Genomic DNA, 24,011 nt, shown 5'->3' with positions numbered 1-24,011 from the left:
TTAAGAGCAGCTTAATGAACAAAAAGATACTTTTTCTTCCAGATGCCGGGCCAAATAACCCCTTTCAGTATCAACTCATCGACTTTTTAAAGAAACATGACTTACAAGTAGCTAAAGCCCCTTCCGGGCGTTTTCTGGCTACCTGGAAGGCAATCCATACACATAAACCAGATGTGGTTTACTATGACTGGATACAAAGTTTTATTCTAGGCAAAACACTGCTTATTACACTATTGAAATGTTTCCTGTTCTGGTTTGAAATTCAATACCTTATTCATATACGAAAAACACCGATTCTCCACACACTGCATAACATGCGTAATCATGCAGGAAGATGGACAAAGATAGAGCATGTGATATATAGATATTTTTTGCGTCGGTGTTCCAGAATCAGAGTATATTCTGATTCTACCCGTTTGAAAGCATCACGATTTTTCAAGATTCCGCTGGATAAGATATATGTTATTCAGGATGTTCCTTATCATCACTACTATCCCAACACAGTTACTCAGAAAGAAGGACGCACTAATTTAAATTTTAGCGATACAGCCTTCATTTATCTCTTTCTGGGGATGGTAAAACCATATAAAGGACTGGAAGAATTAATCAAAGCATTCAAAGAGTTGGAAGGAGACGGCAATTATCTGGTTATTGCAGGAAAAGGGGATTCTGCCTTGTACGAAAAAAGTATTGAACAACAAATTAATAATCACCCACGCATTGTATTTCACAATGCATTCATTGCCATTGACCAGGTACAATACTATATGAATGCAGCGAATGTGGTAGTGCTGCCCTTCAAAAATATTGAGCACTCAGGCTCGGTTGATCTAGCCCTTTCGTTTGGTAAACCAGTCATTACCAAAGAAACCATCTTTCTACAAAAACTATTGCACCATCAACAGGAATTGTTTTTTAGAAAGGGTGGTAAAAGTCTCTTAAAAACCTTACAAAAGGCTCAAAAAATCGATGTAATGGCTGTTGGACAAAAAAATTATCAGGTAGCAGAACAATCTAATTACAAAGACCTTCTGAAGTTCTTTCGCGTATAAATTTCGGATGAATATATTTTGTGAAAAGAAATTGAGTACTTATTATGAATCTTCCGGAATATACTCAATGGCAACCACTTTCTGTTTATTCCATTCAGTCATTATTGGGTAAACTAGACTGGATCTTAGCAGGAGGGATTGCGTTAGAACAGTTTCTGGGTTATACCTATCGCCCTCATGGAGATATTGATATTCTTATTAAAAGAGAAGATCAGTCCTTACTAAAAAACTATATTTCTTCCGACCAGATCTTTGTAGCAGATGGACGGGGTCATCTTCTCCCCTATCAGGCTGATACATATTATACTCATCCTATTCAGGATATATGGATACTGGATGAAACTCACACCAGTTGGTGTCTTCAAATAATGTTGATTGATGTAAAAAATTCCTGCTGGATCTATAAAAGGAATACCCAGGTTCAATTACCCTATACAGATATCTTCTTTGAGAAAGATAGACTTAAGGTTCTAAAACCAGAAATACAACTTCTCTACAAATCCAAAACTATTCGGAATAAAGATCAACTGGATTTCGAAAAAGTGTTCCCCCAACTGGCTCCCACAGCCAAACAATACTTACAGAATTCTCTTACAATCTGTTATGGAGATAATCATCCCTGGCTACAAACAAAATAGAGAGCTATCTTTACAGATAGCTCTCTATTTTACTATTTCGTGGCAATAAAGTCATTAGGCCATTCCCAGTTCTTGTCTTAAGAATATTGCGGTATGGCTTTCTTTGTTCTTTGCCACATCTTCTGGGATTCCCTGAGCGATAATACGTCCACCGGCAGCTCCTCCTTCCAGTCCAATGTCCACAATATGGTCTGCAACTTTGATCACATCCAGGTTGTGCTCAATAATCAATACGGTATTTCCTTTGTCTGTTAGTTTGTTTAATACATCGAGCAGATGTTGTATATCCTGAAAATGCAATCCTGTTGTAGGTTCATCCAGAATATACATGGTTTTACCAGTATCCCGTTTGGAAAGTTCTTCTGCCAACTTCACTCGTTGTGCCTCGCCTCCAGACAGAGTAGTTGCATGTTGGCCCAGTGTGATATAGTCTAATCCAACATCTTTCAGCATCTGCACTTTACGAAGAATTTTTGGCTGATTTTCAAAATACTCTACAGCTTGCTCTACGGTCATATCCAGTACATCAGAGATAGACTTCCCTTTGAAGCGAACTTCCAGTGTCTGACGGTTATATCGTTTCCCTTTACATGTAGGACAAGGAACGACTACATCTGGCAAGAAATCCATCTCAATCATCTGTACACCTGCACCTTCACATGTTTCGCATCGACCACCTGCCACATTGAAAGAAAAACGACCAGGTTTGTACCCTCTGATCTTTGCTTCTGGCAACTCAGAAAACAGCAATCGGATATCTGTAAAAACACCTGTATATGTAGCAGGGTTACTACGAGGCGTGCGTCCGATAGGTGACTGATCCACTTCTATCACTTTGTCTAAATGCTCCAACCCTTCAATGGAATCGTATGGCATAGGCTCGCGACGGCTATTGTAAAAATGCCGGTTCAGGATTGGAAACAACGTTTCATGAATCAATGTTGATTTACCACTTCCCGAAACTCCTGTCACACAGATCATCTGTCCCAAAGGTAGGTTTAGTGTTACATTTTTCAGGTTATTACCTCTGGCATTATGGAGTGTCAAAAACTTACCATTTCCTTCTCTTCGTTTCTCCGGCACTTCGATTGCTTTTTTTCCACTCAGATACGCAGCCGTAGTACTTGGCTGCTTGAGAAATTCGGTTGGAGTTCCGGCAGCCACTACATGTCCGCCATGACGACCAGCGCCCGGACCAATATCTAAAATATAATCTGAATCCAGCATCATATCCTTATCATGCTCAACCACCAACACGGTATTGCCTATATCCCGAAGCTGCTGCAGGGATTTGATTAAGCGAACATTGTCACGTTGATGCAATCCAATACTGGGTTCATCGAGAATATATAATACTCCTACCAACTGTGTTCCTATCTGTGTAGCCAACCGGATACGTTGAGCTTCCCCACCAGAAAGTGTTTTCATGGGGCGGTCCAGCGTCAGATAGGTTAATCCGATATCATACAAAAATCCGATACGTTTGCGAATTTCCTTTAATACTTCTGTAGCAATAATCTTTTGTCGCTCTGTTAACCGGGTCTCTACATCACTAAACCAATCTGATAGCTTGTTAACATCCATCCAGGCTAGTTCGGCAATATTTTTATCAGCTATTTTAAAATATAAGGCTTCTTTCTTTAATCTGGCTCCATTACATTCCGGACAGGTTCGTATGGTTTTATAATCCTGTACCCACTGCATTGTCTTTTCCGAACCGAACTCCTCCTGTTGTGTCAGGTAATGAATTACCCCTTCATATTTGTACTCATACATGGTCCCGGCATGCTTCTCACTGGGTATTTTATATGTACTATCAGAACCATACAATAAATCTTTTATGGCCTCCTCTGAGTATTTGTTTAGAGGGGATGACAGTGTCAGTTTATGCTTTTTCAATACAGGCTCCAGCTTCTTAAAGAACCAGATATCTCTGTATTCTCCCAATGGAGCAATAGCACCACGGGTAATACTTAGTGAATGATCAGGTAGTACAGCAGCAGGGTCTATCTCTTCAATATTTCCTAAACCATTACAAACCGGACACCAGCCATACGGAGAGTTGAATGAAAATGTATTGGGAGCAGGCTCATCATACGACAAACCACTGGAATCCATTAAAAACTGAGAGAAAGGTTGCACATTCCCATTTTCATCCTGCATAAAAATAATTCCCTTTCCTTCTGTCAATCCTTTTCCAATGGATTGGGATAATCGATACCGATCCTTGTCTGTAACAATGATCCGGTCAATCACAATTTCTATATCGTGAATAGCATACCGATCCAGTTGCATCTTTGAAACAATATCCTGAATCTGTCCATCTACTCTAACTTTAGTATATCCTTTCTTGGCAATCTCCACAAACAACTCCCGGTAATGCCCTTTACGCCCTTTGATGATTGGCGCCAGAATAGTTAACTTTTGTCCATCGAAATGTTCAAGAATATGCTCAATAATCTGGTCTTGCGACTGACGGGTCATTTTCTCACCAGTCTGATATGAAAATGCCTCTCCTGCCCGTGCATAGAGAAGACGCAAAAAATCATAAATCTCTGTTACGGTTCCTACGGTAGACCGTGGGTTACGGGAAGTAGTTTTTTGTTCAATAGAGATAACCGGGCTTAATCCATTGATCTTATCTACATCCGGACGTTCCATATCCCCAATAAAGGATCTGGCATAGGCAGAGAAACTTTCCATATATCGCCGTTGTCCTTCGGCATAAATCGTATCAAACGTAAGAGAAGATTTACCACTCCCACTGATACCTGTCACCACAATGAGTTTGTTTCGGGGAATGGTTACATCAATATTTTTCAGATTGTGTTCGCGGGCACCATATACTTCAATGCTTTCATAGCCTACCAGATCAACTGGAGAATTTGTATGTATGTCTGTTCCGTTAGAGGATATTGCTTCTGTTAACTTTGGATTTTGTTTCTTTGCCATAATGTTCGTCTTTCAAACAAGCCAATATAAGAGACAACTATGAATTTATCAAAGAGGTTCGTATTATTATATAATTAATCCTGATACTCTATGGTTTAAGGAAAATAACCATTTAAGTTGAATTTGTCATTTTTTACAATTTTGTGGGTAAACCTAGCATTACTATTTTTAAGTAAATCCCATAAGAATATAAAGCCAGAAGTTAAAACTTACTTTCTAAAACCTTGTAGACTAGTTACTATCTTTTGATATGGAAGAACAAATACTTTTCTCTGAGAAACAATACTTCAGACAATGGTGGCTCTGGCTTATTCTTATATTTCTCAATGGTATAGCTTTATATAAACTGGTTTCACAAACCAATAAAGACAATCTCATTCCTATAGTTATTCAGACTATTCTAACCATTCTGTTCCTGATACTCCGTTTGGAGACTCAAATCAAATCTGATGGTATCTATGTACGCTTTTTTCCTTTTCATTTGCAATTCAAACACTATACCTGGAACAGTCTCAGCAAACTATTCGTCCGTTCGTATAGTCCAATTGGGGAATATGGAGGTTGGGGAATTCGAGGTATTAGAAAGAACAGAGCTTTTAACATTTCTGGTAATGAGGGTTTACAACTTGAGTTTCTAGATCATAAAAAATTGTTGATAGGCACAATGAAGTCGGAACTCATAGTTGATGTACTTACACAAGTAGGGCAATTAAAGAGATAATGCAAAAGACCCTTTATATCATTGCCGGCTGCAATGGCGCAGGCAAAACTACTGCATCCTTTACCATTCTACCTGATTTTCTGAATTGTAAAGAATTTGTCAATGCGGATGAGATTGCCCGCGGTTTATCTCCTTTTCAGCCAGAAACTGTTGCTATGGAAGCAGGTCGTTTGATGCTGATGCGAATGGATACTTTGATGAGCAACAAGGCAACATTTGCTTTCGAAACTACACTTGCTACCAAAAGTTACAAGAGTAGAATTAGGAATGCCAGAACACAGGGATATACAATTGTGTTATTGTTCTTCTGGTTGCGAAAAGTAGAACTAGCGATAGAACGGGTAAAGATACGTGTGCAGGAAGGCGGCCATAACATTGAAACAGAAACTATCAAAAGGCGTTATGTGAGTGGCCTCCGAAATTTGTTTCAAATCTATCTACCGTTAGTAGATGAAGCAATGCTGTTTGATAACTCAGAAGGTAGATATGAACTCATCGCAGAGCAAAACACAGACTCAGGAATCCATATTGCCAATGAAGAAAAATTCACAATCCTACAACAATATGAAATCGTATAAACGAACTCAAACCCAGGAAAAAATCATTGCAGGTATGAATCAGGTTTATCCCAAGCTAATCGCATACAAGAAGCGAATGGATAGTGAATTGGTTGTACTGAAAGATAATCAGATAGTAAAGATCAAACCTGAGTAACTCAAACTTGCTCCTCAAGTTTGACCTTTATTTTCTATAATTACTTCAGAATCCGGCGGATGTCATTGGCGTGCTCCAGTTTCTTATGAAACGTATCGTAGCTTCCACTTAACATCAAACCTTTGAATGTGAGGAGAGTATTGATATATTCATCCAGCACATCAATAATATTCTCACGGTTTTGCCGGAATATTGGTATCCAGGTATCAGGTGAACTCTTTGCCAGACGTACAGTAGAGTCAAAACCCCCGCTGGCCAGCTCAAAGATACGGGCTTCTTCTTTTTCTTTATCCAATACGGTTTGTGCTAAGGCAAACGAACAAATGTGTGAGATATGGGATATATACGCTGTATGCACATCGTGGGACACTGAATCCAGATAAACAATCCGCATATTCATTCCCTCTTCATATAATCGTTTGATAGTCTCTACGGCTGTGGGATCACTATCTTCTATATCGCAGAAAACAGAGCATTTACCAGCAAACAATCCTCGTATCGCGGCTTCCGGGCCAGAATACTCTGTTCCTGCCATAGGGTGTGTGGCTACATAATTCTTCCGCTTTGGGTGGTTCTTCACACTGGCCACCACCAGCTTCTTGGTAGACCCCACTTCAATTACAATCTGGTTATCTACCTGATCCAACACTTGTGGTAACAATGTCAGCAATGAATCTACAGGAGTAGCCAGAATAACAATATCCGACTGCTTAATAGCATCGGGTAATAAAAGCACTTTATCAACCAACTTTAACTCCAGAGCCTTGATTATATGTTCTGACTTGTTGTCTACTCCAATAACAGTTTCGGCAAAACCACTTTCTTTAAGTGCCAGTGCAATCGAGCCTCCAATCAACCCGATCCCCACTACAGTTACTTTCATTGCGTATTCTTAGATTTTTAATGGACAATAATGCAAAGAAAGTAAATTTGATGGTTTGGGCGATAAAAAATTATAAGAAGTCAGTAGAAGTTTTCAACAGGGAATGAACGGATTATTACTCCCGTATCACTTTGGCAGCCCGTTGCAGTGTATAAGCCAGTTCCCGTATCTTATCTCCCTGAGCACCATCCTCAATAGAAGCAGCTTCCAGCGTAAGTTTACTTAGCGTATCCATACAATCAGCAATCTTGACAGCATCCCGCTCAGGAGCAGAAAGTAAATCTTCCAGTTGTTCCAGTTGATTAGCTACTGGTATCAATCCTTCTACAGAAAGTGTATTGATCCAATCTATTACATTCCGAATAGCTAAGGTTGCCGAAACGCCGGCATCTCTGTTAAGTATCTCTATGGTAGCATCCAGGTTGGTGCTGTAGTTTTTAGACTGTTTTACAGTAGCCATATAAACGAGGTTTGGTATATACTACCTCATCTAAAAAAGCATGCCCTGCTACTATAAAAGAAAAAATCCTTCTGCAGGAAACAATAGCTTCAGCAGAAGGATCTGTAGTATAAATCAAGGATTATTGCTGTCCTATACTTTTTCTGTCATTGCCACACGTTCGGCTACTTTCCCTATACGGGAAATACCTTCGGTTAGCTGGTCTACCGTAGGCAGGAACACCACACGGAAGTGATCAGATGTATGGTAATTGAAACCAGAGCCTTGAACTACCAATACTTTCTCATCTTTGAGTACACTCATCACAAACTGTTTGTCACTCTCAATAGGACATATAGTAGTATCTATTTTCGCAAACAGATAAAAAGCACCTTTAGGAGTCACACAACTCAATCCGGGAATCGCATTAATGGCCTGCACAGCAGCATCCCGCTGCTGATATAAACGCCCGGTTGGCAATACCAGATCATCGATGTGCTGGTAACCTTCCAGTGCAGGTTTAATACAGTATTGTGCAGGTACACTGCTACACACCCGCATGGTAGCAAGTAACATCAGCCCTTCCATATAATCCTGCGCCTCTTTGGTTTTACCGCTCAGAACCAGCCAGCCAGCCCGGAAACCTGCACCAAAGTAGTTTTTGGTCAGGCCACTCATGGTAAGGCACAACACATCATCAGCTAAGGATGCAATAGAGATATGTTTGGCATCATCATACAGAATCCGGTCATAGATCTCATCGGAGAATATGATCAGATTGTGCTCTCTGGCTATTTGTAAAAGACCTTCCAGTGTCTCCCGCGTATATACTGCACCTGTAGGGTTGTTGGGATTAATAATTACCAATCCCCTGGTTTTAGGCGTAATTTTCTTACGAATATCTTCCAGATCAGGCATCCAGTCGGCCTGTTCATCACATACATAATGGACTGCATTTCCACCACACAAACGAACAGCAGATGTCCATAAAGGATAATCAGGCATAGGAAGCAGAATCTCATCGCCTCTTTCCAGTAATGCCTGTAAACTTAACATGATCAGATCACTGACACCATTTCCAATGAAAACAGTATCTTCTGTGATGCCTTGTATTCCTCTCTGTGTATAATGTTTCGCGACTGCCGCTCGGGCTTCCAGAATACCGTTTGAGGCTGCATAGCCTTGGGCTTTGGCCAGGTTATCGATAAGGGCCTGCTGAATGTGCGCCGGGGTATTGAAACCAAACGGTGCCGGATTGCCAATGTGTAATTTAATAATGGAATGACCGGCTTTCTCTAGTGCGACAGCTTGCTCATAAATGGGTCCGCGAATCTCATAATTCACGCCATTGAGATTGGAACTTCGGCTAATCATTTAAGAAGAATAAAGAATACTAAATGGGTAACTATTACTTTTTAAGAAACTATTTTAGTATTGTTGATGACTGAAAATACTGTGCCCACAGGTATAGAGGAAGTCAATTTCTTCTTATCCAAATGAAAAACAGGTAATTTCAGCTAGAAAAATTTTACAAATATAGGTATATAACCTGAGAAAGCGGCTATAACAATTTTTTTTTTCATTCGTACCAAGCTATGGTAAATCTGACAGACTTATCTATTTTTGCACCCTGCTTCAAAAATGAAATGCTGATCTGCTTTACTATCAGCCTGTATATACAAAAACAGGCTATATTTTGAAAGCTATTTAGAGACCAACTTCATGAAAGACAAATTACAAAATATACATTTTATCTCCATTGGCGGTGCAGCAATGCACAATCTGGCCATAGCGCTACATCTAAAAGGAATTACCGTAACAGGATCTGATGATGAGATTCTGGACCCATCGCGAAGTCGCCTGCAACGGCATGGGCTGTTGCCAGAGAAAGACGGATGGTATCCAGAAAAGATTCATTCAGGTATTGATGCTGTCATTCTGGGTATGCATGCCCGTGAGGATAACCCTGAATTGAAAAAAGCTCAGGAACTTGGTTTGCCAGTGTATTCTTATCCGGAGTTTGTCTATGAGCATTCTGTAAACAAACAACGCATTGTCATTGTAGGAAGCCATGGGAAGACCACTATCACCTCTCTGATTCTGCATGTATTGAAACACCTGAACCGGAAGTTTGACTATCTGGTAGGAGCTCAGATAGAAGGATTTGAGACAATGGTTCAGCTTACGGATGATGCTCCGATTATCGTTATTGAAGGCGACGAATACTTTGCCTCACCTATTCATCGTAAGCCTAAGTTTTTGTATTATCAACACCATATTGGTCTGATGAGTGGCATTGCCTGGGATCATATCAATGTATATCCTGACTTTGATGAATATGTGAAGCAATTCGAACTCTTTGCAGAGTCTACACCTAAAGCCGGCTCACTTATTTTTGATAAAAATGATGATCTGGTAACTGTAATCTGCCGTAAAGAACGTGAAGATGTAGCACGTCAGGAATATGATACCCATCCACATCGCATCAAAGAGGGTAAAACCTATCTGCTTACATCAGACAATCAGGAAATACCGGTAAGCATATTTGGTGAACACAATATGCGTAACATCAGTGCAGCTAAAACCGTGCTGGAACGGATCGGAATAGAAGAAGCTGAATTCTATCGGGCTGTTTCTTCGTTTAAGGGTGCCGCCCGCAGACTGGAGATTGTAGGTAGCAATGCCAACACTACATTCTTCCGGGACTTTGCCCATGCTCCTTCCAAATTAGAAGCTACTACACAAGCTGTAAAAGCACAGTTCCCCAAGCGGAAATTGATTGCCTGCATGGAGCTTCATACATTTAGCAGCCTGAACAAAACTTTTTTGAAAGAATATAAGGACACATTCAATAAGGCCGATGTTGCTGTTGCCTACTATAATCCTCATACAGTTGAACACAAACGACTGGAGCCTCTTAGTGAAAAAGACATCAAAATAGCATTTAACAGACCCGATCTTCAGGTATTTACGGATAGCGAAGCATTAAAAGAATTTTTGCTGAAACAAAGCTGGCAAGATACGAATCTTTTAATGATGAGTTCTGGCAACTACAACGGCTTAGATATGAAAAGCCTGAGTAGTCATATTCTTTAATTTTTTTGACTAGAACCCTTAGTGCCATACAAAGGTTCTGCATGAAAACAGCCTGCAAGATGCATTCACAGATTCATCGTGTAGGCTGAAGTCTAATCTGGTATCTAAAAAAATACACATGCATTCTCTAAAGCTAAAAAAACCGGTTGCATTTTTCGACATCGAATCCACAGGAACTAATGTTGTCAAAGATCGAATTGTGGAGATCAGTGTACTCAGAGCACTTGTTAATGGTGAAACGAACATCAAAACATGGCGCATCAACCCTACCATCCCTATTCCTCCTGAGAGCAGTGTGTTTCATGGCATCTATGATGAAGATATCAAAGACAAGCCGACCTTTAAGGAAGTAGCCCATGATATATTCCGGTTCTTTGAAGGAGCTGATCTGGGCGGGTTTAATGTATTACGTCTGGACATTCCGCTGCTGGTTGAAGAATTTCTACGGGTAGAACTTGATTTTAACCTGGACAGCCGCAAAATCATTGATGCCCAGAAGATATTCCATCTGATGGAACCCCGCAGTTTACCAGCTGCCTATAAATTCTATTGCCAGAAAGAACTTGAGAATGCCCATAGTGCAGAAGCAGATACAGTGGCTACATTTGAAGTCCTGTGTGCTCAGGTAGAACGCTACAATGGAGTGGCAATTAAAGATGAAAACGGCAAAGAATATACGCCTGTACACAACGATATGCAAAAGCTGCATGAGATCACTGCCCATAAGCTGGTAGATCTGGCAGGTCGTATGGTAATAAATGACAAGGGACAGGAGATTTTTAACTTTGGTAAACACAAAGACAGACTGGTTACAGAAGTGCTTGATAAGGAACCTGCCTTTTATGACTGGGTGATGAAAGGGGATTTCCCACTGGATACCAAGCGTAAACTGACTGAGATTAAACTGCGGAACAGTTTCCGCAGAAGATAAAAAAAAGAAGACCAGAGTTGGCTCTGGTCTTCTTTTTATCATTCCATCTGTCTCATTTAGAAATTCCTCGACCAGAATTTGTCTATTGATATTTCCATTACTTAGCTTGCAGCATGGTAGTTCTTTATCACACCATGACATGATCACCAAAAACAATTGCTCCTGATCCTTATTATCTCATAACTTTTTCAACTTTGAGAATTTCAGAAAAAATAGCCCTGTTATTCTTATTTATTTTTTATCCTTTATGCCCTCTTGAAAGGACTATACTTTCTTCCTTATCTTGTCCCATTTTATTTTCTCAAATGAAAAAAAGCAGTGAAAGGCACTGGCAATCAGAAGCGCTATGGCTATTTCGTCCAGAAGAAAATCCTTGCCATGAGTGTGTCAGCCTAGTCTGATTCATTAGCTGGGTGGCTTTGGTAAGTATGGGTAGCCTCTGGGTAGAGTTTAACCCGTTGATAATCAGTAGAGGTAAGATGGGCAAGAATTTTAGCTGGAAACTCTTCTAAAGAATAGGGAAATAGAGGGTGATATATAGTATATATATAGTATATATATAATATTACTACGCACGGGACATACGGACTAATCCTACCCATCCTACCTATATTGATTATCAACGGGTTAAACTCACCCATAATATTACCCATCAATTACCCAAGGTTACCCAATGACAAATTGTGACAATCCAAAAACCTGTAGGGGCACCCCTTGCGGCTTATCGTGTCCCATATCTTTTGTGGAAACAAAGAAAGTTTCTGGCGCAAGCGTCCGCTCAATACTGTCAACTTAAGGAAGTTTATTTCTTTTTTTTCATCTTTCTTTATTGTCCTTCTGAAAGAATCTTGTGACAAATAGAGCTACGTTTCCTTTCTGAGAGAAAAGAATTATTTCCAAATCGGACGCCCGTCTTGCCACGCCTGTCCCGCCAACGGCAGGAAGATTCCTCCAGAAGGACAGGTGAGGTAGTTTGAGTGGTTTTCTTACCTTGACTGCATTGAGCGGAAGCTGCTCTCAATATGGGCACGGGTGGACACCGTACCAGTGACTTTCTTTGTTTCCAGAAAAAACCACAAACAGAATAAGCGTCCCAGCTCCCTGAAAGACAGGAAAAGGTATATCAAGAAATAGAACAAAAAGAAGTAAAATCTTTTCAAGGATGCAGTCAAAACCGTCAACTCAGCCTATTAAGCCCTGAGACTTAGCACTTTACTTAAAAAACAGAAAAATCCTACAAAAACCTGGTATTCCATGATTTTTTCTTTGAATAATCTCAAATTTGCATGTCTTTTTTTTGTATCTTGTAGAGTACTAAAATACTTACATAGAGGACTTCAACCAGATCATTATATGCCACGTTATCACACGAATACAACAGCCATTCGCAAATACAAATCTGACTATTATGGACTGATGGTCTATGAAGCCCGCCTGAATCACGAACTATTCCGAATGGGACAGCGCATCAAAGCTATTCAGCAAGATGAAAAACAATCTCTTGCAGACCAAACTCTTCTCACTAAGCTGTTGGCACATGCCACTCAGCACAAGGATGAACTCGAAGCCCAACCTGCTTCCAAAGAACGTGACAAGCAACTCAAAAAAGCAGAAAAAGAGTATAAAGAGGTCAATGCCCAATACAAACGTAATGAGTACCATCTGGCTGTACTGGAAAAGAAAAAAGATAAGGACAATGCAGCTAAGTATGTTCTCAAAGAACTAAAGCGCGATGCAGTACGTATTCGTATTAAAACAGCCTACGATAGCTGGAAAAGACTGGAACAGGAAGAGCAGTATGAGTTTATGGATTTTGAACTATTCAAAGCCCTACACTTTGTAAAACAAGTACAATCCTCTCAAAAACAATCGATTACACCAACCTACAAAGCTAAACTCAGTCGTTCAGGTAGTTCTGCAACACCTGCTTCACCAGTATATGCAGCCGTTGCCTCTACATCCAGATATAGCTATACCGTAAGCACATCACCGCGATTTGACTCCGTAGGGAGCTCTATACTCAATCGTTTCACAAACACGGTATCTCTCCGCACTTCTTCCAGACAGTCTACCGCTGATGTGGCATCCGTGGCGGCAGTCTGATTATAGACCATACTACTTTCAGATTTCATTTCAATTTTCTCTAGATTCCACTAGAGACAGGTATACTTTTGCCTTCCCAAAGGCCGTAAGAAAAAATATACGCTGTTACTATTTACATATTACAAAACTTTTCCTAGTTTTGCGCTCCATTTGCTTCCGTAGTTCAATGGATAGAATGTCAGATTCCGGTTCTGATGATAGGGGTTCGACTCCCTTCGGGAGCACTAAAATGCCTTAAATTTCGTCAATTTAAGGCATTTTTATTTTTGTGTAAAGTAAAGTGTAAAGTGCTTTTACTTTTTAGCCTTCATTCCCACTAAGTCAAAGAACATTATCCCTCAAAGTTGAGGAATCAGGATGACTCACTTTTGAGCCATCAAATATTTATCTATTCTTGTCTGCTTTCTTTTGTCTGCTTTTACGAGCATACCCATACCCTTCTTTCTCTGCAACAGCGTCAATCTTCTTTTTGGCATTGTTAGGCAAGAATCCAAACCGATGCATTTTCGTTAGTAGCTCCTCGCAGTCAAAGCAGTAAACCTCTACCGTGTATTGCTTCTTTCGTTTGGGATCATACTCACCAATATTTTTGAATAGACACTGAAACAGGCAGTAGTTGTCCCCTGTAATCATTACGGTTACAGGAAACGACAACGGATTAGGTAGCAAAGCTTTATCAGGTTTAAACTGTATCAGAAGATTATGTCTACCGTAATTGTCTTCTATAATCTGATAGACAACGACTGCCTTACGCAGCAGCCTTTTCAGGTCCAGCAATGTGTTTATGTGCTAAATCAGGAGATTGTATGAAACTATTCAACACACCATCAATTAACTTAACCCTGCGAGCAAATGTGTGAAATCCATATGTTCTTTCGCCTACTGTACTTGCCATTAGCCTACCAATTTTAGGGAATGACATCTCCAAACGGGCATATTACTTAGAGAACTTCGATTTATGTTGGGACTATTTGAATGAAAATCGAAATCTTTTAAAATAGTAAAATCTGAAATCAAATTTTATCTCCGTGAAACGGTAGTAAAAAGCAGATTGCTTTTTTATCTCCCGATTTTATCGGATAAAAAATAAGACAGATAACTAAATGACAATTCACTAGATTATTAATTTGCAATTTCACCCTTTTACTTAACAATATGGCGATTTCTAATGATGTTATCCAAGATGCGAAACAATTACAAAAACAGTTTAAACTAACTGATTTTGAAGCTTTATCCTTAGCAATACAGGCAGAAAGAAATTTAATTTTAGAGAGGGGTTTATTAGTTAGTCCGGATAATAGTTATCCGACTGGACTTGAAGCAATCGCGATTGCATTAGGTTATACAAGATAATAGACGGGACAATAAAGTCCCGCGATTTCTTAATGGAGAACCGACAAGTATTTAGCAGTTTGAGTAGGAAGCTAAGGACTGTAACTAAAAGGGAAGCAGTTTTAAGGTTTTATACAGGAAGTTAATATCCATTTTATCTTTAAATATCCAAAACACAATTAATGAGAAAAGACAGAATATAAGAGAATTTATAATGCGACCTTTGAGTCGGATTGAGTATATATAGAGAATGGTCGACTCTGGCATTTCATCAGCTTTAATAATGTTTAGTCCCGTTTTAATTTCTACATTCTTAATTGTCTTGTTCTTTGTAGCCTTTCCTTGTGTAGTTTTGATTAACATGTCTTCTGCATTTTAACGTTCCCTATTTTCCAACAACGAGTTATAAAGCAAATTACTAAATCCTATAATCGCATAGGCGAATATATACAATCAAACAATTAGACACAAGAAAACATCAATATAATTTATACTATCTATAAGGAACATAGATAATGCTTATATCTAAATAGGAAACAGTTTTAAAACCTTGTGTAGGAAGCTAAAGTTGTAAGGTCCCCCAAAATTCAGACAGGGATTAAATCGAAAAATGTACTAGCTTTATTAACCGACTTCTCTTGTCCTTATGAAAAAGACCCGTTTTACCGAACCCCAAATTATCAAGATCCTCAAGAAGGCATAGAGAAGATCCTAGATGAATACTGAAGAACCTGTGTGTAGAAAAAAATCACAATGATTAACGTTTTAGAATTAATACATAAAGCGTTCTAACCTATATAAAATGAAAAAGTATTTACTGTTATTATTTCTAGTATCCTGTTCTTCTCCTAAGGTTGAGGTGACTGCTTCGTTAGTAACAATGCCTCCGCCTCCTTTTCCAGAGTACCCTATTGAAGTAAAGTTTGTTGGAACTGTTGAGCCAGTAAGGCTTTATCTAAAAGAAAACCTTAAGAACTGGGCTTCCTATAAGCCCTTAATGGATACAGTTGATAATAAAGAAATGCCAAGGGTCAAATATATAGTTAAGCATAGTTATTCAACAAAAAAAATAAAGGCAAAAGGATGAAGATTGCATCCGAATTCTTTCTGGATGAATATGGACAGGTTATCAAAATGTCTCCAGTAGAAAATAAGTAAACTCCTCTTTATCCCATAAACACAAAAGAAGCCTCAGTATGTACTGAGGCTTCTTTTGTTTAGTAGGTATTTAAACAATGGGAAAACACCCTAAAAATACCCCCTTTGTGGTATTGCACAACTATTACCCTTTACAGATATTGCATTTCTCCAGATTAAGATTGTAGTTTTTTTACACGATTTATAGTCTGATATTTTTTTAGAAGTCTTAATGCCTTCAATTTACCTTACAAACGCCTTAATTCCTTTTTTTCAATAGGTTTCTATTGAATCCTCAGTAATTGTACATCTAATCCTATTCTTGTTTCATGAGTGATTTTATTGATCTGATCAAAGTGATCGGAGAAAAGGTATCTCGTCTTAAAGACCAGATTCAAACCGAAGAGGCAACCAAGAACGCATTTATCATGCCCTTCATTTCTGCATTAGGGTATGATGTATTTAATCCGATGGAAGTAGTACCAGAGTTTGTAGCAGACATTGGTATTAAAAAAGGAGAGAAAGTTGATTATTGTATCTTCAAAGATGGAACACCAGTCCTGATCGTCGAATGTAAATGGCATGGAGAAAAACTGGATGTACATAACTCACAGCTACATCGCTACTTTCATGTAACCAAGACTCGTTTTGCCATGCTCACCAATGGCATTATCTACCGTTTCTATACTGACCTGGAAGAACCTAATAAAATGGATGAAAGTCCTTTTCTGGAATTCAACATTACAGATCTGAGGGAAAGTGTAATCAGTGAGTTAAAGAAATTTCACAAATCAGTCTTTAATGTAGAGGAGATTTTAAGTTCTGCCAGTGAGCTGAAATATTCACGGGAAATCCGTAGCATCCTTTCCAGCCAGTTGGTTTCTCCTTCTGAGCCCTTTGTTAAATACTTTGCTTCTCAGGTCTATAATGGACGACTGACGCCTAAAGTGATTGACCAGTTTAGTTCTATCGTTCGCAAGACATTTGCTCAGTTAATCAATGATAGTATCAATGAACGATTAAAGAATGCATTAACTACAGAGGCAACCCAACCTACGATAGAAACTCCTGCAGCTCAACCTCAACCAGCAGAACAACCCATTGTAGAGGATAAAGTAAATAAGGTGATTACTACACAGGAAGAGATTGAAGCCTTTTTTGTAGTAAAATCTATTTTGCGAGGCAGTGTACGAAGCCAACGTATTACCTACCGTGATGCTCAGAGTTATTTTGCAATCTTTATGGATGATAACAACCGTCGTCCGGTATGTCGCCTGTATCTGGAAGGAAAGAAATATATTGGACTATTTGATGGAGAAAAGAAAGAGAACCGACTTCCAATAGATACATTGGAAGATATTTACACGTATTCCTCACAGTTAACAGAAGCAGCGCTGAGATATCCTGATGATGTAAAGAATTAAATTCTCATAAATAACAAAGCCCTGTAGACAGTGCTATGGGGCTTTATTGCTTATCAAACTTATCCCAAATCCTGGCATTTGGATAATATAGCCTCAAAAATAAGAGCAGGGAAAGGATGATAAAAAAAGGGAATACCTTTAATGGAGGCTCATATGTTTCCGAACCTATATCAATAACGGATCTTCCCGGCTTATCAGGATCGTATCTTATAGTAAAGTTATCTCCTATATCATAGCCGACTAATACTTGATTGTTTGTAGCCAGATAACAGTCTGTTAAATCAATACAATATCTAACTGAGTAAACGTTTTTGAAACGGATATCTTTAAATTTTTTAGAAACAACTTTACCAGTAGTTATTTTCGTATAATATCTACATATCTTATAATAATCTTTTACTGAAATAATAAAACCTAAGGTACTTATTCCCCTCATAATACTGAACACAAGTAGAACTTTAAATTTTGAAGGCATTTTGGGTTTACTGAAGATAATGACATTAATGAGTCCCTCAAATAAAAGGTAACCTTTGTCTTTTTATCCTGTTATTTCGTGCCTATTTTCGTGTATTCTCCCACAAAAATGAAACACAGCGAATACAACTCTTACTTTGAACCCTTGGCTCATCAGCATACTTAAGAATTGGGCTTCCAGTGGCAAGGTTCCAAAGACATACATTAGAGGCAAGTTTTCCAGGAAGGTAATAGAGCAGCGAATACAGATGCAACATGTTCCCTCCGCTATTGAACTCACGCAGGATATGTTGAAACCAAAGGTTGAGAAGAAATATTAATACAAGTAAGTATAGACTGTGTGTTTCCTTTTGAGAGCAAATAGCATTAATGGTGATTGTTCTATATCTCATCCATGAAAAAACTGCTCTGCCTTGTTATAAACTTGTATCTATTTATTGGCTGTACCACCAAACAACAGGAAAAACAAAATGCACAAGCAATAAGTGAAGCCAAAGTTCACAAAGATATCCATTACCTATTAACTCATCCCAGTCCCGTTGATACAGTAAGAGAATTTCAAATTTACAGTTATCAACCTATTCATACTCACTTGGATTCTTCAATAACATGCTTATTGGAAGCTGAAAGGAGTTATAATGAAATCAATCAGTATATTCAAAAGATTAGGCCTTCGGAACCGATGGAAGATAAAAACCCTGAAGTAATAAGTCGATTGTACCAATCTATTGCTGATTCAGTTCTGTCCAATAAAAATTGGCTCATCAAACACAATAAAATAGATTCTATATGTACGAAATACTTTTCTCATCAATGCAGAATCAATAATCGGGACTCTACTTTGGTGATTACTACTAATGCTAATGATAGCATACTCCGTTTTGATCCTCCACAAAAACAAAAGTAAATAGTGTGGTTTCAGAGCTTTCCAAATTGCACTCAGACCACCGTCACAGTCACAAAGCGTATATATATAGGTAAATTCAGTGATTTATTATCTAACCGCTGGAAAAGGGTATCTGTATGACCATGTAGCCTAGTTTAAGAAGTTCCTTATCTTTATATACAAAAAAGGCGGGTTGCCCGTACGGATACAAAAATGCAAATACGCTATACAGCAATAGAGAAGTTTGGTCCTCATAATGGTGAAAGTTGGATTAACTATGTAGCATGGTCTAAGCTATGCCATTTACAAGAGGTAATCTCGTTAGATCCCATGCTTTGTCCTTCTATCGTAGAGGCCGATTTTGAAAAGGATAATGAGTATTTGATTTGGGAAAACTTTACTTCAGACCAATATTCAGATCTGAATTACCTAAAAGTTAAGTTGAAGGATACAGACAATTCTCTTTATCATATTCTAGCTGTAGTCAAAGAACCTGAACAAGGCTGTGAAAGGATAGCTTTAGCTAACGCTGAATTTATAGGTTATGATTTAGTAGATACAGAAGGAAGCGCTAGTGCTTTAACCAATTGCGGTGGATTTGAGGAAACATTTTCTCCTAAGGACCTTAATGTTTATGGTTTGATTCCCTTTTATGAGAAAGCTTACTCAATACGAGAGGCATTAATAAAGAATAATCCGGACGAGCACCATGCAGACTGTTACGTATGGGCAATATGGCGAATCAAATAGTAGAGATCCACTTGGCACCCAAAAGCAAGCATATTCTTAAACTCACTACTCTGGACTGATCAGATATGATAGTATCCCAAAAGTGTCTTGTCACGAAAATGGGACACATGAACCTTTCTACTTTATATGCCAATAGAACTGCCACTAAAAATTCACATCAAGTTTGTACCAGATCAAATCAGAGCCATATATCAAATAGGATGGGACAAGGGTATACAGTTATTTAATAAGATTCATAGTGTATATGCAGTTATCTTTAAACTATTGTTTGGTGTGACTGCTATTTTATTTCTACTTACCTACTTTTATCCTGTTTGTCTACAAATAGGAATACTCGCTCTGATTTTGGGCATGTGCGTGTATATACCCCATTATAACGCAAAGTGTAAGATTCTATCAGCACAAAGTCCGAAAAAGAAGGCTGTCGAAGATTGGATTGCCCACAAATCAAAAGTGAAAAGTTACATTCTGGAGATAGACGATTTACAGGTAACGCTTTATGAGGATACAGTTCCTCATATATTTTCTTGGAGTACTTTTCAACAATATCTCATTTCAGAAACCTTTATTATTCTCTCAGACACTCATCTCAATGAGTCCCAGAGTTTATTGTTGCCCAAAGCAGGAATGACAGCCGAAGAATATAGGTTATTGTCTGAAATTATCGAGCAGAAAATGGAGGATAAAACACGTTTGACTATGTCATCCTAAACAAATTTGAGTACCATTCGAATTGCACTCAGAACACTTTACCAAACCATATATATGCACTTTGACCTGGGAAGGTGGTCTAAATACAGGTTAACCAACCCTTGCACATTTGCAGAATTAGTTTTGATTTTCCACTTTTTCATTTTTAATGGGTGAACTCTCTGCTTTTTTGACTCCATTTACAATAATGTTCGTAAAGTAGCATTTTGCACCTGTAGCAACATTCATGTCTTCTACATTCTGCATGTGAAAATGCAAATGAGGTTCGGTCGAATTACCCGAGTTTCCGCACTTACCTAACAAATCACCTTGTCTGACCATTTGGCCTTCCTTTACCAGGATTGAATGCTTCTGAAAATGAGCATACACAATGAATTCGTTCTTACTTGTTTTTAAGATAACAGTGTTACCCGTAACAAACAGTGGATTTACTGTACCAGGAACGTTATCATTAATGCCGTCAACTACCATTATGACCTGTGCATCACACACGGCAAGAATCTCTTTTCCAAATGCATAATAATCCTGATTTGTCTTACTATCAGTTCTGTAAGACTTGCCAGTTGAGTCAGTAACAATAAAGTCAAAGGCACCTTTTTGCATGGCGACCTCCACGTGATAATTGAGTTCTTTTGTATCCCCACCCCAAAGCACTGTCCACCTACCTTTAAAGGGTAGGATTAGTTTTGATAGATTCCGGTTTAGTTTAGGAAGATTGGCTGGCATGTAAGGCTGCAACAGAAGTCCATTAATTTGACTGTTGTTGAGTGAAATATAGAAGGAATAGACCCTTCTTTCAAACTGGGCCTTATAAACAGCATAGGACGATTCATAACTTTCAAAGTTGGTCGACACCATCTTACCTGAAACACTTTTTGTTGCACTTAGAAAGTCTACTGTTTTATCTATGGGTATTTGCGCTTTCATATCAGATGAAAACAGAGAGAAAATACTGTCGTATTTGCCTTCATTGAAGAGGGACTTAAAATGTAAAACAGCCTTTGTGTATTTGGGGTCTTCTTTTGGCGCTTGAGCATGAGCGACAGACACCAAAAGAAATAATAACGGATATAGTATACGAATAAACATTCAGTCTGACAATAAAGATGAGTTGCTTACTATTTGTAAAAAAACCGAGAGAACTACTGATTCTATGCCATTAATGAGAAAAGGTGCTGATAGTAACCGTGTATATTGTTTTCATTGGATCAAGGCTATACTTTTACTTTTATCTATCCCCAAAGTGTCCTGTCCCGAAAATAGGACCCATAGACAAGCTTTTCAAAATTCAATATAGAATAAGATCGCATATCGTATGGAAACAAAGCCAAAAGAAAAACAAAAGCTGGAAGATTCTCAGGATGAACTTAAACCGTTAGCGGTTATATGTCTTCTGTATACCTTAGGATTGATATGCTATATTTTCATAATGGCGAGTATAAGTCCCCAATCCAAATTTTTCGGCTATTACACCCAGCTTTTTTCAGCACGGTGTTCTTTTTTTATTTTACGATTAAAAGCAGAGAAGGCAGGTTTACAGCTGTTATGATGGTATTTTTTGCCCTGATACTCTTGCTTGTATTTCTGATGTATGTTGTCTGGTCGTTTAGAGACGGTTTTTTCACTCCAAAGGGAGAGGACCCATGGTGAGACAAGGTAGGCTTTCGTAAATTCTAAAATCTCACAAATAAGTAGGATCCTTTATCTGCCTCTGATCATATCAGACCCAGGTAAAAGTAAATGTCAATACATCGACGTTTCTCATAAGGAAAAAATATACTATAAGGCATCAACTCCCCTCAATTTGAGGGTATTTGATAGACTATCTATCCGGTTTGCCTAGCTCTTAACTCAACAAGCTTATGAATAGTTTCATTGATAGCTTCTACTACCTTTCCATTAATGTTGGTAATGCCTCCAGTAAAATAGAAACATATATGTGTGTCTTCATATGTCCATACCCTGCCTTGACCTTCCAATATATCGGGTATCTTTATAAATAGAGGCGGATTAAGCAAAGCTGCTACTTGTTTATCTGTAAGCAGATGCCCTCTATTCCTTACTGTAAGCATGATCCCAATTGAGGTATGAGAGTCAATGATCTGATCAGAAAAGATTTCTTTTACAGGAATAGGACCACCTTCAATACTAATATCCAACACCTCAAAATAGATTTCCTTTTTACCTGCTTTTATTGTAATTGTCTGGCCTTGATAGTCGTAAATGTGAGTCATATCTCTTACTTGTGTCTGTTCTTATGCAAAGAAAGATTTACTCTCATAACGAAAGCGAAAAAGATAACAAATGATTAGAGCAGCGAAAAACGAATCCAAAAATCCTTCTCGTATAGAAAAAATAGCTCTTTACACTACAAACAGGCATCATTTTTTAGCCTGTCTGGTTTTCATTTGATTTATCATCGCAAAATGACAGAAGCAAAAACATTTGAACTCTTATATACTACCTGGACAAGATCCACAGACCATAAAATCATACGCTGCATATTCAATGAGCCAAAAGAGTACGAAATTTATGAAGTAAGTAATGAAGGAGTAGATAAACCATTTGACGAAGGTAGCTTCACTTTACAAAATAGTAATGGAGAGATGCATATTATACTTCTTTCAAAACATTTTCTCCAGCCAATATATACTATTGAAGATGTCACTGAAACACAACTTGTGTTATCCACTGTAAATGAAGACAGCAGAAAACATGCAGAACTAGCACTAGATGCAGATGAAAATCGCCTTATTACTTTTAAGAAATAGGATTAAACAAAAATACGCCTGACAAAACAGACAATACAAACGGAGCATAGAGCCCCATTGGATATTATCTGATTCGTGTTATTACTAAAAAACCCTAGCAAATAAAGTCGAAAGCTTTCTTAAGTTTATCCATTGTTTAAAAGGTAAAGGTTACAAGACCAGAAATCAGTAGTAGTTGAATGTGTAAGTAAGAAGATCCAACATAAAAGCCCAAGAAATATATAACAAATGAAATACTACGTATACCTTCTACTCATCTTATATAGTTGTACACCCAAAGATCAATCCCAGCAAGATATGTTACCAACAAGCATTTCAAATTCACCAAAGCCTAAACTCGATTTTCAAAAGGACAAGGATTTTTACCAGCCAGGAGATACACTACATCTGGTCATTTCTTTCCCTACGGAGTTGTATAATCAATATTCTCTGACTTCCATTGAGGCCTACAACCATCCTTTGCCTATTGACAATAATACAGCAAGAATGAATTTTATTGTTGATTGCGAGATAGATCCGGAAATGGATGTACCAACTCAAAACAGAATACAAAAGGAAATACGGTTTGATGTTACCTATTTCAATAAGCAGCAGAAAGATTCAAGTTACTATATGGAGACTGTAACCTATGAGGTAAATTGTGGAGGAAAGTTATAGTGATACCTATCCTAACAAATAGGCTATTGGTTGTGATCTTATTTACTTACTCTGACACCTGTTTTACTCTATTTTCTCTGTCTCGAACTATTGTGTCTTGTATATTACAGTCATAGCATAGGTAGTACAGGAAATAGTAACACTTTATTGCTTTCAGATTATCACACAACAAAATGATAATCAGGACAGTATGGTAAAGTCAGTAACTTTTAGCTGACTGCTGGACAAACGGAATAAAAGCGAGGCAGTAGTAGTTATCAATGTGTGAAAAAAGAAGAAAAACTACTCCCATCGCTTTTGAACAAATTTAAGAAGGATTTGCCCAAAAGCCAACAAACCC

Annotated in this window: 25 protein-coding genes and 1 tRNA gene; 17 read left to right on the top strand and 9 right to left on the bottom strand. The window is 38.3% G+C overall.

What is annotated here, in order from left to right:
* Positions 1 to 14 precede the first annotated feature (14 nt).
* Both QNI15_RS17965 and QNI15_RS17960 read left to right on the top strand, forming a co-directional pair.
* Complete coding sequence (locus QNI15_RS17965) at positions 15 to 1,052, top strand: glycosyltransferase (RefSeq protein ID WP_314032871.1); 1,038 nt, start codon at positions 15 to 17, stop codon at positions 1,050 to 1,052.
* 44 nt (positions 1,053 to 1,096) lie between these two features.
* On the top strand, positions 1,097 to 1,690 hold the full coding sequence (locus tag QNI15_RS17960) for a hypothetical protein (RefSeq protein WP_314032869.1): 594 nt from the start codon (positions 1,097 to 1,099) through the stop codon (positions 1,688 to 1,690).
* 54 nt (positions 1,691 to 1,744) lie between these two features.
* On the opposite strand, the gene uvrA is transcribed toward QNI15_RS17960, so the two are convergent.
* Positions 1,745 to 4,642 (bottom strand): excinuclease ABC subunit UvrA, encoded by a 2,898-nt coding sequence (uvrA, locus tag QNI15_RS17955; protein WP_314032868.1) that lies wholly within the window; start codon positions 4,640 to 4,642, stop codon positions 1,745 to 1,747.
* Between the two features lie 250 nt (positions 4,643 to 4,892).
* On the opposite strand from uvrA, the gene QNI15_RS17950 reads away from it, so the two are divergent.
* From QNI15_RS17950 to QNI15_RS17940, 3 genes are read left to right on the top strand one after another with little or no spacing between them, the layout of a single operon-like run.
* A complete protein-coding gene (locus QNI15_RS17950; RefSeq protein ID WP_314032867.1) occupies positions 4,893 to 5,363 on the top strand; it encodes a hypothetical protein in 471 nt (156 codons plus the stop codon).
* The gene (locus QNI15_RS17945) at positions 5,363 to 5,941 is read left to right on the top strand and encodes a zeta toxin family protein (RefSeq protein ID WP_314032865.1); all 579 of its coding nucleotides are present in this window, start codon (positions 5,363 to 5,365) and stop codon (positions 5,939 to 5,941) included. Before QNI15_RS17950 ends, QNI15_RS17945 begins: the two co-directional genes overlap by 1 nt.
* Positions 5,928 to 6,077, top strand: coding sequence for a hypothetical protein (locus QNI15_RS17940; RefSeq protein ID WP_314032864.1), 150 nt, complete (start codon positions 5,928 to 5,930; stop codon positions 6,075 to 6,077). Before QNI15_RS17945 ends, QNI15_RS17940 begins: the two co-directional genes overlap by 14 nt.
* A 40-nt stretch (positions 6,078 to 6,117) precedes the next feature.
* On the opposite strand, the gene QNI15_RS17935 is transcribed toward QNI15_RS17940, so the two are convergent.
* The 3 genes from QNI15_RS17935 to QNI15_RS17925 all read right to left on the bottom strand — a co-directional run bounded on the left by QNI15_RS17935 (position 6,118) and on the right by QNI15_RS17925 (position 8,773).
* On the bottom strand, positions 6,118 to 6,960 hold the full coding sequence (locus QNI15_RS17935; RefSeq protein ID WP_313997265.1) for a prephenate dehydrogenase: 843 nt from the start codon (positions 6,958 to 6,960) through the stop codon (positions 6,118 to 6,120).
* 115 nt (positions 6,961 to 7,075) lie between these two features.
* The gene (locus QNI15_RS17930) at positions 7,076 to 7,420 is read right to left on the bottom strand and encodes a hypothetical protein (RefSeq protein WP_313982737.1); all 345 of its coding nucleotides are present in this window, start codon (positions 7,418 to 7,420) and stop codon (positions 7,076 to 7,078) included.
* Between the two features lie 132 nt (positions 7,421 to 7,552).
* Positions 7,553 to 8,773 (bottom strand): pyridoxal phosphate-dependent aminotransferase, encoded by a 1,221-nt coding sequence (locus QNI15_RS17925; RefSeq protein WP_314032863.1) that lies wholly within the window; start codon positions 8,771 to 8,773, stop codon positions 7,553 to 7,555.
* Between the two features lie 348 nt (positions 8,774 to 9,121).
* Between QNI15_RS17925 and QNI15_RS17920 the strand changes: the two genes are divergently transcribed.
* The 4 genes from QNI15_RS17920 (at position 9,122) to QNI15_RS17905 (ending at position 13,753) form a co-directional block, all read left to right on the top strand.
* Positions 9,122 to 10,495: a UDP-N-acetylmuramate--L-alanine ligase gene (locus tag QNI15_RS17920; protein WP_314032861.1), complete on the top strand. Its 1,374-nt coding sequence runs from the start codon at positions 9,122 to 9,124 to the stop codon at positions 10,493 to 10,495.
* A gap of 118 nt (positions 10,496 to 10,613) precedes the next feature.
* Positions 10,614 to 11,426 carry a 3'-5' exonuclease gene (locus tag QNI15_RS17915; protein WP_314032860.1) on the top strand — a complete coding sequence of 271 codons (813 nt, stop codon included), beginning with the start codon at positions 10,614 to 10,616 and terminating at the stop codon, positions 11,424 to 11,426.
* Positions 11,427 to 12,779: 1,353 nt separating this feature from the next.
* Positions 12,780 to 13,529, top strand: a complete 750-nt coding sequence (locus QNI15_RS17910) for a hypothetical protein (RefSeq protein ID WP_314032858.1) — start codon at positions 12,780 to 12,782, stop codon at positions 13,527 to 13,529.
* Positions 13,530 to 13,681: 152 nt separating this feature from the next.
* A tRNA-Arg gene (locus QNI15_RS17905) sits at positions 13,682 to 13,753 on the top strand.
* 160 nt (positions 13,754 to 13,913) lie between these two features.
* Here QNI15_RS17905 and QNI15_RS17900 read toward each other — a convergent pair.
* Positions 13,914 to 14,306 (bottom strand): hypothetical protein, encoded by a 393-nt coding sequence (locus tag QNI15_RS17900; protein ID WP_313997251.1) that lies wholly within the window; start codon positions 14,304 to 14,306, stop codon positions 13,914 to 13,916.
* Positions 14,278 to 14,424 carry a hypothetical protein gene (locus QNI15_RS17895; RefSeq protein WP_313997249.1) on the bottom strand — a complete coding sequence of 49 codons (147 nt, stop codon included), beginning with the start codon at positions 14,422 to 14,424 and terminating at the stop codon, positions 14,278 to 14,280. The genes QNI15_RS17900 and QNI15_RS17895 overlap by 29 nt, the downstream gene beginning before the upstream one ends.
* Before the next feature lie 260 nt (positions 14,425 to 14,684).
* On the opposite strand from QNI15_RS17895, the gene QNI15_RS17890 reads away from it, so the two are divergent.
* From QNI15_RS17890 to QNI15_RS17880, 3 genes are all read left to right on the top strand, one after another.
* Positions 14,685 to 14,882 (top strand): hypothetical protein, encoded by a 198-nt coding sequence (locus QNI15_RS17890; protein WP_313997248.1) that lies wholly within the window; start codon positions 14,685 to 14,687, stop codon positions 14,880 to 14,882.
* A 781-nt stretch (positions 14,883 to 15,663) separates the two neighbouring features.
* Positions 15,664 to 15,948 (top strand): hypothetical protein, encoded by a 285-nt coding sequence (locus tag QNI15_RS17885; protein WP_314032856.1) that lies wholly within the window; start codon positions 15,664 to 15,666, stop codon positions 15,946 to 15,948.
* Positions 15,949 to 16,327: 379 nt separating this feature from the next.
* Positions 16,328 to 17,422: a type I restriction endonuclease gene (locus tag QNI15_RS17880; protein WP_313997244.1), complete on the top strand. Its 1,095-nt coding sequence runs from the start codon at positions 16,328 to 16,330 to the stop codon at positions 17,420 to 17,422.
* 43 nt (positions 17,423 to 17,465) lie between these two features.
* On the opposite strand, the gene QNI15_RS17875 is transcribed toward QNI15_RS17880, so the two are convergent.
* Positions 17,466 to 17,897 carry a DUF3592 domain-containing protein gene (locus QNI15_RS17875; protein ID WP_313997242.1) on the bottom strand — a complete coding sequence of 144 codons (432 nt, stop codon included), beginning with the start codon at positions 17,895 to 17,897 and terminating at the stop codon, positions 17,466 to 17,468.
* A gap of 393 nt (positions 17,898 to 18,290) precedes the next feature.
* Between QNI15_RS17875 and QNI15_RS17870 the strand changes: the two genes are divergently transcribed.
* From QNI15_RS17870 to QNI15_RS17860, 3 genes are all read left to right on the top strand, one after another.
* Positions 18,291 to 18,803, top strand: a complete 513-nt coding sequence (locus QNI15_RS17870) for a hypothetical protein (protein WP_314032854.1) — start codon at positions 18,291 to 18,293, stop codon at positions 18,801 to 18,803.
* 192 nt (positions 18,804 to 18,995) lie between these two features.
* The gene (locus tag QNI15_RS17865; RefSeq protein WP_314032852.1) at positions 18,996 to 19,532 is read left to right on the top strand and encodes a hypothetical protein; all 537 of its coding nucleotides are present in this window, start codon (positions 18,996 to 18,998) and stop codon (positions 19,530 to 19,532) included.
* 126 nt (positions 19,533 to 19,658) lie between these two features.
* Positions 19,659 to 20,243, top strand: coding sequence for a YcxB family protein (locus QNI15_RS17860; RefSeq protein ID WP_314032850.1), 585 nt, complete (start codon positions 19,659 to 19,661; stop codon positions 20,241 to 20,243).
* 117 nt (positions 20,244 to 20,360) lie between these two features.
* Here QNI15_RS17860 and QNI15_RS17855 read toward each other — a convergent pair whose 3' ends face one another.
* Positions 20,361 to 21,332 (bottom strand): peptidoglycan DD-metalloendopeptidase family protein, encoded by a 972-nt coding sequence (locus tag QNI15_RS17855; protein ID WP_314032848.1) that lies wholly within the window; start codon positions 21,330 to 21,332, stop codon positions 20,361 to 20,363.
* A 737-nt stretch (positions 21,333 to 22,069) separates the two neighbouring features.
* Positions 22,070 to 22,477 carry a hypothetical protein gene (locus QNI15_RS17850; RefSeq protein ID WP_314032847.1) on the bottom strand — a complete coding sequence of 136 codons (408 nt, stop codon included), beginning with the start codon at positions 22,475 to 22,477 and terminating at the stop codon, positions 22,070 to 22,072.
* 192 nt (positions 22,478 to 22,669) lie between these two features.
* Between QNI15_RS17850 and QNI15_RS17845 the strand changes: the two genes are divergently transcribed.
* Both QNI15_RS17845 and QNI15_RS17840 read left to right on the top strand, forming a co-directional pair.
* Positions 22,670 to 23,014 (top strand): hypothetical protein, encoded by a 345-nt coding sequence (locus QNI15_RS17845; RefSeq protein ID WP_313997231.1) that lies wholly within the window; start codon positions 22,670 to 22,672, stop codon positions 23,012 to 23,014.
* Between the two features lie 297 nt (positions 23,015 to 23,311).
* Positions 23,312 to 23,671 carry a hypothetical protein gene (locus QNI15_RS17840; protein ID WP_314032846.1) on the top strand — a complete coding sequence of 120 codons (360 nt, stop codon included), beginning with the start codon at positions 23,312 to 23,314 and terminating at the stop codon, positions 23,669 to 23,671.
* Positions 23,672 to 24,011: the final 340 nt, after the last annotated feature.

The sequence above is a fragment of the Xanthocytophaga flava genome, from assembly GCF_030068545.1.
GTDB lineage: Bacteria > Bacteroidota > Bacteroidia > Cytophagales > 172606-1 > Xanthocytophaga > Xanthocytophaga flava.
This window is presented reverse-complemented; position numbering and strand designations above follow the sequence as displayed.

Excerpts from the sequence above, each read along its gene's own strand:
- QNI15_RS17865 (WP_314032852.1), top strand. The coding sequence starts at position 18,996 with ATGCAAATACGCTATACAGCAATAGAGAAGTTTGGTCCTCATAATGGT.
- QNI15_RS17915 (WP_314032860.1), top strand. The coding sequence starts at position 10,614 with ATGCATTCTCTAAAGCTAAAAAAACCGGTTGCATTTTTCGACATCGAA.
- QNI15_RS17855 (WP_314032848.1), bottom strand. The coding sequence starts at position 21,332 with ATGTTTATTCGTATACTATATCCGTTATTATTTCTTTTGGTGTCTGTC.
- QNI15_RS17940 (WP_314032864.1), top strand. The coding sequence starts at position 5,928 with ATGAAATCGTATAAACGAACTCAAACCCAGGAAAAAATCATTGCAGGT.
- uvrA (WP_314032868.1), bottom strand. The coding sequence starts at position 4,642 with ATGGCAAAGAAACAAAATCCAAAGTTAACAGAAGCAATATCCTCTAAC.
- QNI15_RS17890 (WP_313997248.1), top strand. The coding sequence starts at position 14,685 with ATGGCGATTTCTAATGATGTTATCCAAGATGCGAAACAATTACAAAAA.
- QNI15_RS17945 (WP_314032865.1), top strand. The coding sequence starts at position 5,363 with ATGCAAAAGACCCTTTATATCATTGCCGGCTGCAATGGCGCAGGCAAA.
- QNI15_RS17840 (WP_314032846.1), top strand. The coding sequence starts at position 23,312 with ATGTTACCAACAAGCATTTCAAATTCACCAAAGCCTAAACTCGATTTT.
- QNI15_RS17880 (WP_313997244.1), top strand. The coding sequence starts at position 16,328 with ATGAGTGATTTTATTGATCTGATCAAAGTGATCGGAGAAAAGGTATCT.
- QNI15_RS17850 (WP_314032847.1), bottom strand. The coding sequence starts at position 22,477 with ATGACTCACATTTACGACTATCAAGGCCAGACAATTACAATAAAAGCA.
- QNI15_RS17920 (WP_314032861.1), top strand. The coding sequence starts at position 9,122 with ATGAAAGACAAATTACAAAATATACATTTTATCTCCATTGGCGGTGCA.
- QNI15_RS17950 (WP_314032867.1), top strand. The coding sequence starts at position 4,893 with ATGGAAGAACAAATACTTTTCTCTGAGAAACAATACTTCAGACAATGG.
- QNI15_RS17935 (WP_313997265.1), bottom strand. The coding sequence starts at position 6,960 with ATGAAAGTAACTGTAGTGGGGATCGGGTTGATTGGAGGCTCGATTGCA.
- QNI15_RS17875 (WP_313997242.1), bottom strand. The coding sequence starts at position 17,897 with ATGCCTTCAAAATTTAAAGTTCTACTTGTGTTCAGTATTATGAGGGGA.
- QNI15_RS17925 (WP_314032863.1), bottom strand. The coding sequence starts at position 8,773 with ATGATTAGCCGAAGTTCCAATCTCAATGGCGTGAATTATGAGATTCGC.
- QNI15_RS17860 (WP_314032850.1), top strand. The coding sequence starts at position 19,659 with ATGCCAATAGAACTGCCACTAAAAATTCACATCAAGTTTGTACCAGAT.
- QNI15_RS17845 (WP_313997231.1), top strand. The coding sequence starts at position 22,670 with ATGACAGAAGCAAAAACATTTGAACTCTTATATACTACCTGGACAAGA.
- QNI15_RS17870 (WP_314032854.1), top strand. The coding sequence starts at position 18,291 with ATGAAAAAACTGCTCTGCCTTGTTATAAACTTGTATCTATTTATTGGC.
- QNI15_RS17910 (WP_314032858.1), top strand. The coding sequence starts at position 12,780 with ATGCCACGTTATCACACGAATACAACAGCCATTCGCAAATACAAATCT.
- QNI15_RS17930 (WP_313982737.1), bottom strand. The coding sequence starts at position 7,420 with ATGGCTACTGTAAAACAGTCTAAAAACTACAGCACCAACCTGGATGCT.
- QNI15_RS17965 (WP_314032871.1), top strand. The coding sequence starts at position 15 with ATGAACAAAAAGATACTTTTTCTTCCAGATGCCGGGCCAAATAACCCC.
- QNI15_RS17885 (WP_314032856.1), top strand. The coding sequence starts at position 15,664 with ATGAAAAAGTATTTACTGTTATTATTTCTAGTATCCTGTTCTTCTCCT.
- QNI15_RS17895 (WP_313997249.1), bottom strand. The coding sequence starts at position 14,424 with ATGGCAAGTACAGTAGGCGAAAGAACATATGGATTTCACACATTTGCT.
- QNI15_RS17960 (WP_314032869.1), top strand. The coding sequence starts at position 1,097 with ATGAATCTTCCGGAATATACTCAATGGCAACCACTTTCTGTTTATTCC.